Origin of the sequence: Zobellia alginiliquefaciens (genome assembly GCF_029323795.1) — a bacterium.
Taxonomy (GTDB): Bacteria; Bacteroidota; Bacteroidia; order Flavobacteriales; family Flavobacteriaceae; genus Zobellia; species Zobellia alginiliquefaciens.
In genome coordinates this window covers 2,174,632-2,186,874 of sequence record NZ_CP119758.1, presented here as the reverse complement: position 1 = coordinate 2,186,874, position 12,243 = coordinate 2,174,632, and the positions used below count along the sequence as shown (strand labels likewise).

Sequence of the window (12,243 nt, the reverse complement as noted above, 5' to 3'; positions counted from 1 at the left end):
ATATTTTTAAGCAACTTCATGACCTTTTGCAGCTTCCAACAAAATAAACCAATCAGTTTTTTCTATTTCAATTTTTGTAGCTTCAATTGCTGCGGACAAGCGAGACTTAGTGGCCGTACCTACAACCGGAAACACTTTGGAAGGATGCTTCATCACCCACGCTAACAACAATTGGTCTTCAGTAACCTCATATTTCTCAAGCATGGGTTTCATGGCATTTTTTAATCGTTTTGAAACCTCATCATCATTCCTGAAATACGAGCCAAGTGGACTATAAGACATTACCATTCTTTGGTTCGCCAAACAATCGTCTAAAGTGCCGTCATACATTACATCGCTTTGCGTTAAAGAAAATTCCACCTGATTCCCTTCTATAGGCATTACCGTTTCTACAAGCGCTATTTGGGACGGCAAAAAATTAGATACTCCAAAACTCTTTATTTTTCCTTGTTCTTTTAATCTTACAATTGCAGCAGCAATGTTGTTTGGTTCCATCAAAGGGCTTGGCCTATGCAGCAAAAGCAAGTCCAAATAATCCGTTTTTAGTTTTTGAAGCGATTGTTCTGCAGACCAAATAATATAATCTGAGCTGTAGTTGTAATGTTTTACCTGATTTTTTCGGGCTTCGGAATCTATTTGAATCCCACATTTAGAAATTAATTGGATAGATTCACGCGAAATACCACTCTCTTTAAACGCATTTCCAAAATCTTCTTCGGTAGTGTATCCCCCATAAATATCAGCGTGGTCAAAGGTGGTTATCCCTGTTTCCAAACAGTGGTTCATTAGCTCAATCATACTAGATTTGGAAAAACCTTTTCCCCAGCTGCCCCAAGTCATAGTTCCTGCTATAACTTTGGAATAAAAATTGTTCTTTTGCATAGAGCGGTTAAATTAAAAAGAAATCCCTTAAAAACTTCATAAAAAGAGGGTTTCAACTTTTTTTTTAACCAATCATTAACAGCGAAGCAGCTAATAAATTTTCAATTTGCATGCCTGTTTAATAACAACCGGCCTAAACCAAAATTTGTAATCTTATATGGAAGAAAATACTACGGTAGATATTAATGCGGTAAACGAGAAAATTGCACAAGAGAGTGCATTTATCGACTTATTGATATTAGAAATGAACAAAGTAATCGTTGGCCAAAAACACATGGTTGAAAGATTACTTATTGGTTTACTTGGCCAAGGTCACATTTTATTGGAAGGTGTACCTGGTTTGGCAAAAACATTGGCCATTAACACATTGTCAAAAGCAGTGAAAGGTAGTTTTAGCAGAATTCAGTTTACACCAGACCTTTTACCTGCGGATGTTACAGGTACATTGATCTACAATATGAAAGAGAACGACTTTTCAATAAAGAAAGGTCCGATTTTCGCAAATTTTGTGTTAGCAGATGAGATTAACCGTGCTCCGGCCAAAGTGCAATCCGCACTTTTAGAGGCCATGCAGGAGAAGCAGGTAACTATTGGTGACGAAACTTTTACCTTAGACAAGCCATTTTTGGTTATGGCAACGCAAAACCCAGTGGAGCAAGAAGGAACATATCCCTTACCGGAAGCACAGGTTGACCGTTTTATGCTAAAGACCGTTATTGACTACCCAAAATTGAACGAGGAGCAAATGATTATGCGCCAGAATTTATTAGGGTCTTATGATACGGTGAATCCGGTAGTTAGTATTGAGCAAATACTAAGTGCCCAAAAGGCTGTTCGTGAAGTTTACATGGACGAAAAAATAGAAAAATATATTCTAGATATTGTTTTTGCTACTAGATATCCAGAGAAATACAACCTTGAAGATTTAAAACCTCTTATTAGTTTTGGCGCTTCACCAAGGGGTAGTATTAACTTGGGCACTGCAGCAAAATGTTACGCTTTCATCAAAAGGAGAGGTTATGTTGTTCCTGAAGACGTAAGAGCCATAGTTCATGATGTTCTACGCCATAGAATAGGAATTACCTATGAGGCGGAGGCCGAGAATATTACTTCCGAAGAAATCATCAATAAAATTGTTAACGAGATTGAAGTACCTTAAAAGGTAGACGTTTGCAGATGTTGCCGGTAGTAACAGACACTTTGTCTCCTACCATTAGAAACTGCTTGTTGAAAACTGTTTGCTGAGAAATGGATACTAAAGAGCTACTTAAAAAAGTACGGAAGATCGAGATAAAGACACGCCGTCTGTCCGATCATATTTTTGGCGGGGAATACCACTCTACGTTTAAAGGGCGCGGTATGACCTTTAGTGAAGTTCGCCAGTATCAGTTTGGTGATGATGTCCGCACTATTGACTGGAACGTTACCGCTCGCTACAATGAACCCTATATTAAAGTTTTTGAAGAAGAACGTGAGCTTACCATGATGCTCATGGTAGATGTAAGTGGCTCAGAACTTTTTGGTACTACAAATCAGTTTAAAAAAGATGTAATTACAGAAATATCGGCAACTTTGGCCTTTTCTGCATTACAGAACAATGATAAAGCAGGTCTTATTCTTTTTTCTGACGAGATAGAGCTTTTTATCCCTCCTAAAAAAGGAAAAAGCCATGTGCTTCGCATCATTAGGGAATTGCTAGAATTTAAACCAAAAAGTAACAAAACGGATGTTGCTGCCGCCCTTAAGTTCTTGAGTAGTGTAATGAAGAAAAAGGCAATAGTTTTTGTGCTATCGGATTTTATCGCTGAGGACTACGAAAAGACTTTAAAAATTTCTGGCAACAAACACGACCTTACGGGTATACGGGTGTATGATGAGCATGAAGAGTCCATACCCAACCTAGGCATGGTTCAAATGCAAGATGCAGAAACCGGCAAGATAAGCCTAGTAAACACCCAGTCAAAGAGTGTGCGTAGGTCTTACGAGGCGTATTATAGACAACGAGTGGATTATTATAAGAACACGTTTTCTAAATCTGGCTGCGGAGTCATAGATTGTAGGGTAGACGAGAGTTATGTAAAAAAATTATTAGGCTATTTTAAGCGCAGAGGTTAATGCTAAATAAATACTTTATAAACTATTCTAACAACAACTATACATTGCTTTTAAAGCGATGTGTTTTACTTTGCGTTTTGTTTGTAGGGTTTTCCGCTTTTTCACAAACCACTCCCAAAGTAAGTACCAAGATCGATACTACCTCCATAAAAATTGGAGACCAGATAACATTTACCGTCACGGTAGAAACGGATACAACAGCACAGGTTATTTTCCCAGAGGGGCAAACATTTTCGCCCTTAGAAACGGTAGAAGCATTTGCTACGGATACCACACGTCTGAACGACCGAATGACCCTACAGAAAATCTACGCCCTTACCCAATTTGATTCTGGTTCATATAAAGTGCCCGCACAGCGAATAGAAATTAATGGAGAAGGATTTTTAACGGATTCAACTCGCGTAGTTAATGTTACGAATGTTGCCGTAGACACCTTAGCGCAGAAGATGTACGACATTAAACCCCTCATGGAAGTAGATAAGAGCTACGCTGCCATTTGGAAAATTCTTTTGTTCGTACTCCTTGGGCTTCTTATAGTTGGAGGCCTGTTATACTGGTTTGTTTTCAGAAAGAAACCTCTAACAGAAGAAGAAAAAGTAGCGCTTTTACCTCCCTATGACCGGGCTTTACTTGAACTAAAAAATCTTGAAAAATCAAAATACCTTATTCAAGACGAGTATAAAGAGTACTATTCAGAACTGACTGGCATTGTTCGTTCTTATCTGGAAGAAGATGCTAATGTTTCCGCTTTGGAAAGTACAACGGATGAACTCATTGGCAAGCTTGAATTGCTTAAAGATGCGGGAGAACTAAAAATAGATGATGACACGCTACAACAGTTCAAACGTATTCTACAGACTGCAGATTTAGTAAAGTTCGCAAAATCCAAACCGGACACTTCAGTTGCCGAGCAAGACCGCCAATCTATTGAGCAAATCGTTCACAAAACCCATGATGCCCTGCCTGAGCCTACAGTGGAGGAATTGATGGAGCAAGAAGAATACAAAGAGGAGCTCGAGAAAAAGAAACAAAAGAAAAAGATTATTTATGCTAGCGTGGCCGTTATTGGTGCTTTGGTGATTTCATTTGCAGCTGCTTCCGCCTATTACGGTTTCACATATGTAAAGGATACTATTCTTGGCCACCCTACAAAAGAACTTTTGGAGGGCGAATGGGTGTCAAGTTCTTACGGTTACCCGCCTATAAGTCTTGAGACTCCTCAAGTGCTCACTAGACAGGAAACCAAACTTACGCCAGAAATGAAGGGCTCCATAAGAGAGTTGCAAATGTTCAGTTACAATAGTAACGAAGGCTTCTTTATGGTAGGTACCACCTCAACCACCTTGGCACAGGAAGTAGAGCCCGAGTTCAATAAATCTATTGAAGCATTTATCACGAATTTAGAAAAAGGAGGAGCAAAAAACATCATCACCAAACAAGAAGAGTTTGTGACCGTTACCGGCGTAAAAGGAATTAAGGTCTTTGGTAGTGGTAAATTCCCAGTACCCGAATCAGATAAATTGGTAGATGGCGAATACAGCATACTGCTTTTTGGCGGAAAAGGATTTCAACAGCAGATTATTATAAATTGGCTAGAAGAAGATGAATACGCCCAAGAAATAGTAGACCGGATTTTAGGCTCAGTAGAAGTAAAAACAGAATTATAGATGTTAGATAATATATCATTTGCAAACCCGGAATTTTTTTGGTTGCTATTATTGCTTCCACTGGCCGTGCTTTGGTATTTCTACAAACGTAAGGAACAGGTTGCCTCTTTAAAAATACCCACTATTAAAGGTTTTGAAAACATAGGCTTCCTTCCAAAATTAAAGCCTTTATTGTTTTTGCTCCGTCTATCCGCCCTTACCGCAATTATTGTGGCTATGGCAAGACCACAGACAGAGGATATCTCTACTAGAACCAAAACTACCAAGGGTATAGACATTGTTATGGCTATAGATGTTTCTTCCAGTATGTTGGCAAGAGATCTTAAACCTAATCGTCTGGCCGCTTTAAAAGACGTTGCTGCGGAATTCATTAAGGAACGTCCTAATGATCGTATTGGCTTGGTTGCTTATGCAGGCGAAGGCTACACCAAAACACCCATAACAAGTGATAAGGAAATCGTTCTACGAGCGCTACGGGAAATTACTTATGGGCAGCTAAATGATGGTACGGCAATAGGTATGGGCTTAGCTACGTCGGTAAATCGCCTAAAAGAAAGTAAAGCGTCCAGCAAGATTATTATTCTATTGACGGATGGTGTAAACAATTCTGGTTTTATAGAACCGCAGACCGCTGCAGATTTAGCTATAGAGTTTGGAATTAAAACCTATACCATTGGTTTGGGAACTAATGGCAATGCACTTTCTCCGGTAGCTTATAACAGTGACGGTTCTTTTAGATATGGCATGCGCCAGGTTGAAATTGATGAAGACCTCTTAAAAGATATTGCAAAAGTTACAGGAGGGAAGTATTTTAGGGCCACTGATAACGAAAAGTTAGAGGCCATCTATGACGAAATAAACAAACTTGAAAAAACAGAGATAGAAGAATTCAAATACTACAAGTACGAAGAGAAATTCAGACCTTGGGTTCTCTTGGCCGGCGCCTTACTTTTATTGGAATGGATTTTGAGAAATACACTTTTCAGAAGTTTTATTTAAGATTTCTTTAGTGCAATATTTGACAAACTTGTATTAGATTCAAACTACGAACAAAGCAGAATGATTCAATTAGACGAAAAAATATATTTCTATTTACTGGCCATAATACCGGTCATCATCGTCTTGTTCGCACTTTTGCAACTCTGGAAAAAGCGAACACAGAAGAAATTTGCCGAAACACCTCTTTTAAAACGTCTCTCACCGGACAAGTCCAATTTTAAATCGGGCTTAAAACTTTTGTTCTTTTTGTTGGGCATCACCTTTCTGACATTGGGGCTGGTGAATCCTAAAATTGGCACGAAATTGGAGACCGTAAAACGCGAAGGTGTTGACGTGGTTTTTGCCGTAGATGTCTCTAAAAGTATGTTGGCGGAAGACATTGCCCCTAACCGTTTGGAGAAGGCCAAACGCCTCGTTTCCGAGATTATCAACCAATTGGCAAGTGACCGTATCGGTATTATTGCCTATGCAGGACAAGCCTTTCCGCAACTGCCCATTACAACGGATTATGGTGCGGCAAAAATGTTCTTGCAAAGCATGAATACAGATATGCTTACCTCACAAGGTACTGCCATTAACGAGGCCATTAATCTGGCTACCACCTATTATAATGATGAAGAGCAGACCAACCGTGTGCTTTTTATTATTTCGGATGGGGAAGATCACTCGGAAGGCAATACAAATGATGCTGTAGAGAAAGCCATAGAAGAAGGCATTCAGATTTATACTATTGGGGTTGGAAAAACCAAGGGCGCTCCTATTCCAATTAAGAGAAATGGGGTTGTAGAAAGCCTTAAGAAAGATTCTCAAGGAGAAGTGGTCATTACCAAATTGAACGAAGATGTTCTTATAGATATTGCAGATGATGGCAATGGCGAGTATATTGATGGTTCTAACACCGAGGCTGCCGTAGAACGGATAAAAGAACAACTCCTGCAAATGGACAAAAAGGAGTTTGAAGCCAAGCAATTTGCAGAATTCAAAGACCAGTTTCAATGGTTTCTAGGAATTGGATTGTTATTTTTGCTATTGGATATCTTTATTCTTGAAAAGCGAACAAAATGGCTTAAAAAGCTGAATTTATTCAACGAAAAAGAAATAGAATAATGAGAAATATTGTTTTCATATTGTTTTTTATCGGTTTCGTTTCTTTTGCACAAGACGAGGAAAAGGAAAGAGAAAAAGCACTTGATGCTTCTAAAAATCTTACTTACGAAGGCAATAAAGCACTCTCAGAAGATAATTTTATTGATGCCGAAGTAGATTATAGAAAAGCTATTGCCAAAAGCGATGAGAACTCTGCCGCACCTTACAATTTGGCAAATGCCTATTACAAGAAAGAAACCTATAGCGAAGCTTTTGGGCGTTACAAGCAAGCTGGGGAACTAGCAACCAATAAAGCAGATAAACACCGTGCTTACCACAACATGGGCAATGTGTTCATGAAAAGAAAAGAATATCAAAAAGCGGTGGAAGCGTATAAAGAAGCCCTTCGCAACAATCCTAAAGATGAAGAAACACGTTACAATCTAGCTTTGGCAAAAAAGATGCTCGAAAAAGAACAAGAGCAGAATGACCAAAACCAAGATAACAAAGACGACCAGGACAAGAACGAAGACCAAAAAGACGAAAACGAGGACAAGAAGGACGGGGACAACAAAGAAGAGAACCAAGACCAAGATAAAAAGGACGAAGGAGACAAGGGAGACGAAGGCGATAAGAACGAGGAACAGAAAGACGAGAATAAAGAAGGGGAAGGCGATGAAAAAGAAGAGCAGAAAAAGCAACCTGACCAAGGCGAAGGTGATAAACCCGAAGAACAGCAACAACAGCCCCGACCTAATCAATTAAGTAAACAGCAAGTACAAAATCTTCTTGAAGCCATGCAGAACGAAGAGAAAAAAGTACAAGAAAAAATAGACGCCCAAAAAGTAAAAGGCGTTAAGGTAAAAAACGAAAAAGATTGGTAAAGTCCACTATACATAAAACCCTTGTAGCACTATTACCCATACTGCTTCTTGTTTTTTCGGTAAACGCGCAAGATGACGCGAGCATTACCTTTGAGATGAAACTCAGTAAAGACAAGCTAGGCATTAATGAGCGGTTACGTGTAGATTTCACCATGAATAAGGATGGTGATAATTTTAGTCCGCCAGATTTTGAAGGATTCAGAGTTTTGATGGGTCCTTCACAATCCATTAGTTCTTCATGGATCAATGGGGTACGCAGTTATTCCAAAACCTATTCATACACGTTAGCACCTACCACTAGGGGCAATATGACTATTAAGCAAGCTACCATAGTTATTGATGGAAAAACATATAAGTCCTTAGCAAAAAAGGTGGAAGTAACAGCGGCCGTAGACAAACCTAGCGATCAAATGACCGCAGATGATGTTGCAGACGAAAGTCTACATCTGGTTGCTGAAGTTTCCAAAACGGACCCATACCTAAACGAAGGCTTAAGTGTGGTTTATAAGCTATATGTTAGTCCTTCCATTAGTGTTTCCAACTATCAACCGTTGGACAATCCAAAATATAATAACTTCTGGAGCCAAGATATTCCTGTTTCCAGACCTGTTGCTGAAAATGGAACGTATAAAGGAAAGCCTTATCGTTATGTAGTATTAAAACGAGTAGTACTTTATCCGCAGAAATCCGGAAAATTAGAGATTGAACCGCTTTCATTGGATGTTACTGTAGATGTACCGTCCAACAAGCGTGATTTCTTTGGAGGCCGCATATATTCCCAAACCAACAAAACGGTGTCCGCCGGAAAACGCACTATTAACGTAAAGCCATTACCGGAAAAAGGGAAGCCCGTTAACTTTAGTGGAGCCGTTGGTAGCTTTGATTTTTCTGTAACTACCAGTAAAACCGCACTGAACGCTTCAGAATCGTTACAGGCAAAGGTTGAGGTTACTGGTAAAGGAAATTTAAAACTCTTTCAACTACCTGAGCCCAATTTACCAGGTTCTCTTGAGGTTTATGAACCTGAATTTAATGAGAGCGTACGCACCACCCTATCTGGTTCTCAGGGAAAAGTTAGCAACAGCTATACAATTGTACCCTCCTTTAAGGGCAAATATCCGATTCCTAGTATATCGTTCACCTATTTTGATCCTAGTGCAAAGACGTACAAGACCATTGCTTCGGATGAAATTGTTATCAACGTTAAAGAAGGACCTACCAACTCTAGCATTGGAAATTCGGCAGGCGGAAACACAAATACAAAACAAACCGTAGCAGTAGGAAACCAATTCAATTTCCTAAAATTAAATCCCAATTTAGCACCAATTGGTTCTAGCTACTTCTTTGGTACCACACCTTACTACCTATGGTTGTTATTGCCGTTACTATTAATTCCCCTAGCTATTTTGTTAGGTAAAAAACGCGATGCAATTGCTAGCGATGTAGTGGGTAACAAAGTTAGAAAAGCCAATAAGCTTGCAAGGAGGTTTCTCTCTAAAGCCAAAAAAGAATTGGGTAACAAAGAGGCGTTTTACATTGCATTGGAAAAGGCATTGCACAATTACCTAAAAGCAAAACTTAAGATTGAGACATCGGAATTCAGTAAAGATAAAATAACCTCTCTTTTAAATGAAAAACAGGTAGACAGCACTACCACGGAAGGTTTTATTTCATTGCTTACAAACTGTGAAATGGCACGTTACAGTCCTTTTTCGGATGTACAGATGCAACAGGATTATGATAAAGCTAGCGAGGTAATTTCGCATTTAGACAAACAGCTTTAACAAAAAAGTTATAAATTATTCAAATTGAAAATAACGAAGTGAAAAACATACTTCTCATACTTATTTCCTTTTTAACCTTCACGGTTTCCGCCCAGAACAATGCGTTGTTTGACAAGGCTACTGAAGCCTATAATGTGGGTGAGTACCAAAAGGCAGTAGATAGTTATTTAGAGATTTTAAGCAACGGCAAGCACTCCGCGGAACTCTATTATAACCTGGGAAACGCATACTATAAGCTCAACCAAGTTGCTCCAAGTATCTATTATTATGAAAAGGCACTTTTGCTAAAACCTAATGATAGTGAAATCAAGAACAATCTAGGTTATGCCCAGAACATGACCCTAGATGCTATTGACCAAATACCGGTTACCGGACTTTCTAAAATTTATAATAGTATTATAGGCAGCTTAACTTTTGACCAATGGGCCTATGTCTCCATCATTTTTATGGTGCTTTTTGTTCTATTATATATAGCGTTCTACTACTTTAATTACTCCTCCAGAAAACGTCTTGCTTTTATCTTTAGCATAATTTCACTTTTAATAATGATAACCTCCGTGGTTTTTGCTTTCCTGCAGTATAACGAGTTTAAAGCAGACCGGCCGGCTATTGTTTTTGCTAAAGAAGCCAGTGTAAAGGCCGAGCCAAACAAAAGAGGTCTAGAAGCTTTTGCACTTCATGAAGGCACGAAAGTCAACGTTATAGAAGAACTAAACGACTGGAAAAAAATCCGCATTTCTGATGGAACTACAGGTTGGATTCCATCCGAAGACATAAAGACATTAAAGGATTTTTAATATTTCCTTAACGATGAATAAAATAGTTGGTGTTATATTTGCGTTTACTATACACAACTTATGAAGGTTTTTGCTCGTTTTCTACTGCTTTCTCTTTGGCTCTTCGCCATTGCAGCACCGAGCGTTATTACTTTACTAGATGTTGACAACCCTGTTATTGTAACAAATCTTAATGAAGAGGAGCAACAAGAAGCTGGTAAAAAATCGCCTTTAGAAGAAAAATTTGTCAGTAACAATTATTTTGATTTCTCACTAATAGCCCTATTAGAAAGGTCCGCCATGGGTCACTACTACGCAATGGGCTCTATTGATTTCACACTTGAGATTCTTCTACCCCCACCCGAACATATAAGTTAATCTTTTCCAGAAAATTTATTTCGATTAGCTAAAACTTGTCCTCGATGTTTTGTTGGGGACGAAACTATTATATTATATGTTCAAAACTTTTAAGAGCGACCTTCCAGCAAGTGTCGTAGTATTTTTTGTGGCCCTACCCCTATGTTTGGGTATTGCTTTGGCCAGTGGAGCACCATTATTTTCAGGTGTAATAGCCGGTATAATTGGCGGTGTAGTTGTAGGAGCACTTAGTGGCTCAAAAATTGGTGTAAGTGGACCAGCGGCCGGATTGGCAGCGATTGTCTTAACCGCTATTGGCACTTTGGGAGGTTTTGAAAACTTCTTGGTTGCCGTAGTTCTAGGTGGTATTATTCAAGTTGTATTTGGTATTTTAAAAGCAGGAGTTATTGGATATTATTTTCCTTCTTCTGTGATAAAAGGAATGCTGACCGGTATTGGTATTATTATCATATTAAAACAGATTCCCCACTTTTTTGGTTACGACCCTGACCCAGAAGGCGATTGGGCTTTTTTCCAAGTAGACGGAGAAAACACCTTTTCTGAAATCATCAACACAGTTAATAACATTAGCCCCGGGGCTACTCTAGTTGCTATCATTGGGTTATCAATTTTATTATTGTGGGATAAAGTTCTTTCAAAAAAAGGAAAAATATTTCAATTGATTCAAGGGCCATTGGTTGCCGTTGCCGTAGGTATTATATTTTTCGTTCTGACTCAAAACAGTGAAGCTTTGGCAATTTCGTCCGAGCATTTGGTAAAAGTTCCAGTCCCTGAAGATGCTGCCTCGTTCATAGGCCAGTTTAGCTTCCCAAATTTTGCAGCTATTGCAAATCCCGCAGTTTGGGTTACAGCTTTCACCATTGCATTGGTAGCAAGTTTAGAGACCCTATTGTGTGTTGAAGCAACTGACAAGCTAGATCCAGAGAAGAATGTAACACCAACAAACAAAGAACTACTTGCGCAAGGTGCTGGTAATATACTTTCTGGTTTAGTTGGAGGTTTGCCTATTACCCAGGTAATTGTACGTAGTTCTGCAAATATACAATCTGGTGGAAAATCAAAATTATCTACCATTATGCATGGCTTTTTCTTGCTGATTTCCGTGATTCTTATTCCAACTTTATTAAACATGATTCCTTTGTCCGTATTGGCTGCAATCCTTTTTATTGTAGGCTACAAACTGGCAAAACCAGCACTTTTTGCAACAATGTACAAATTGGGATGGAAGCAATTCGTTCCTTTTATTGTTACCGTTCTAGGTATTGTGTTTACCGATTTACTTATTGGTATTAGTTTAGGATTGGCTGTTGGGATTGTTGTTATTCTATTAAAGAGTTACCAGAACTCACATTTTCTTCATATTGAAGATGTTAGCAATGGTAAGCACAAAATAAAAATGACCCTTGCAGAAGAAGTAACCTTTTTTAACAAAGGAGCAATTCTTAAAGAACTGGACAGTTTGCCAAGGGATACTTATTTGGAACTAAACTTACTTAAAACCAGATACCTGGATATTGATATTATTGAAATTTTAGATGATTTTTCGGTAAAAGCGAAAGAGCGAAACATAGATATTCAATTGGTATCAAAACGTGGTGTAATAGAAAACCCACCTAGTTTTAGTGAGTTTTTCAGAACAAGACCTAAATCTAAAATAAGTCTAAGTTAAGCG

General features: G+C 38.7%; 11 protein-coding genes. 10 read left to right on the top strand and 1 reads right to left on the bottom strand.

Features of this window, described 5'->3' with window-relative positions; translation table 11 throughout:
- Positions 1-6: 6 nt before the first annotated feature.
- Positions 7-882 carry an aldo/keto reductase gene (locus P0077_RS09250; RefSeq protein ID WP_276168893.1) on the bottom strand — a complete coding sequence of 292 codons (876 nt, stop codon included), beginning with the start codon at positions 880-882 and terminating at the stop codon, positions 7-9.
- Positions 883-1,039: 157 nt separating this feature from the next.
- Between P0077_RS09250 and P0077_RS09245 the strand changes: the two genes are divergently transcribed.
- From P0077_RS09245 to P0077_RS09200, 10 genes are all read left to right on the top strand, one after another.
- Complete coding sequence (locus P0077_RS09245) at positions 1,040-2,041, top strand: AAA family ATPase (protein ID WP_276168892.1); 1,002 nt, start codon at positions 1,040-1,042, stop codon at positions 2,039-2,041.
- A gap of 89 nt (positions 2,042-2,130) precedes the next feature.
- The gene (locus tag P0077_RS09240) at positions 2,131-2,997 is read left to right on the top strand and encodes a DUF58 domain-containing protein (protein ID WP_276168891.1); all 867 of its coding nucleotides are present in this window, start codon (positions 2,131-2,133) and stop codon (positions 2,995-2,997) included.
- Positions 2,997-4,664, top strand: a complete 1,668-nt coding sequence (locus P0077_RS09235; RefSeq protein WP_276168890.1) for a hypothetical protein — start codon at positions 2,997-2,999, stop codon at positions 4,662-4,664. The genes P0077_RS09240 and P0077_RS09235 overlap by 1 nt, the downstream gene beginning before the upstream one ends.
- On the top strand, positions 4,665-5,663 hold the full coding sequence (locus P0077_RS09230) for a vWA domain-containing protein (protein ID WP_276168889.1): 999 nt from the start codon (positions 4,665-4,667) through the stop codon (positions 5,661-5,663). It begins immediately after the preceding gene.
- A 60-nt stretch (positions 5,664-5,723) separates the two neighbouring features.
- Positions 5,724-6,770, top strand: coding sequence for a VWA domain-containing protein (locus P0077_RS09225; protein WP_276168888.1), 1,047 nt, complete (start codon positions 5,724-5,726; stop codon positions 6,768-6,770).
- Positions 6,770-7,633, top strand: a complete 864-nt coding sequence (locus P0077_RS09220) for a tetratricopeptide repeat protein (protein WP_276168887.1) — start codon at positions 6,770-6,772, stop codon at positions 7,631-7,633. Before P0077_RS09225 ends, P0077_RS09220 begins: the two co-directional genes overlap by 1 nt.
- Positions 7,627-9,417 carry a BatD family protein gene (locus tag P0077_RS09215; protein ID WP_432422806.1) on the top strand — a complete coding sequence of 597 codons (1,791 nt, stop codon included), beginning with the start codon at positions 7,627-7,629 and terminating at the stop codon, positions 9,415-9,417. The genes P0077_RS09220 and P0077_RS09215 overlap by 7 nt, the downstream gene beginning before the upstream one ends.
- A gap of 38 nt (positions 9,418-9,455) precedes the next feature.
- Positions 9,456-10,214 carry a tetratricopeptide repeat protein gene (locus P0077_RS09210; protein WP_276168885.1) on the top strand — a complete coding sequence of 253 codons (759 nt, stop codon included), beginning with the start codon at positions 9,456-9,458 and terminating at the stop codon, positions 10,212-10,214.
- A gap of 60 nt (positions 10,215-10,274) precedes the next feature.
- Positions 10,275-10,571, top strand: a complete 297-nt coding sequence (locus P0077_RS09205; RefSeq protein ID WP_276168883.1) for a hypothetical protein — start codon at positions 10,275-10,277, stop codon at positions 10,569-10,571.
- A gap of 76 nt (positions 10,572-10,647) precedes the next feature.
- Entirely contained in the window at positions 10,648-12,240 is a 1,593-nt protein-coding gene (locus tag P0077_RS09200; RefSeq protein WP_276168881.1) for a SulP family inorganic anion transporter, read from the top strand.
- Positions 12,241-12,243: the final 3 nt, after the last annotated feature.

Excerpts from the sequence above, each read along its gene's own strand:
- P0077_RS09245 (WP_276168892.1), top strand. The coding sequence starts at position 1,040 with ATGGAAGAAAATACTACGGTAGATATTAATGCGGTAAACGAGAAAATT.
- P0077_RS09220 (WP_276168887.1), top strand. The coding sequence starts at position 6,770 with ATGAGAAATATTGTTTTCATATTGTTTTTTATCGGTTTCGTTTCTTTT.
- P0077_RS09230 (WP_276168889.1), top strand. The coding sequence starts at position 4,665 with ATGTTAGATAATATATCATTTGCAAACCCGGAATTTTTTTGGTTGCTA.
- P0077_RS09205 (WP_276168883.1), top strand. The coding sequence starts at position 10,275 with ATGAAGGTTTTTGCTCGTTTTCTACTGCTTTCTCTTTGGCTCTTCGCC.
- P0077_RS09235 (WP_276168890.1), top strand. The coding sequence starts at position 2,997 with ATGCTAAATAAATACTTTATAAACTATTCTAACAACAACTATACATTG.
- P0077_RS09225 (WP_276168888.1), top strand. The coding sequence starts at position 5,724 with ATGATTCAATTAGACGAAAAAATATATTTCTATTTACTGGCCATAATA.
- P0077_RS09250 (WP_276168893.1), bottom strand. The coding sequence starts at position 882 with ATGCAAAAGAACAATTTTTATTCCAAAGTTATAGCAGGAACTATGACT.
- P0077_RS09240 (WP_276168891.1), top strand. The coding sequence starts at position 2,131 with ATGGATACTAAAGAGCTACTTAAAAAAGTACGGAAGATCGAGATAAAG.
- P0077_RS09200 (WP_276168881.1), top strand. The coding sequence starts at position 10,648 with ATGTTCAAAACTTTTAAGAGCGACCTTCCAGCAAGTGTCGTAGTATTT.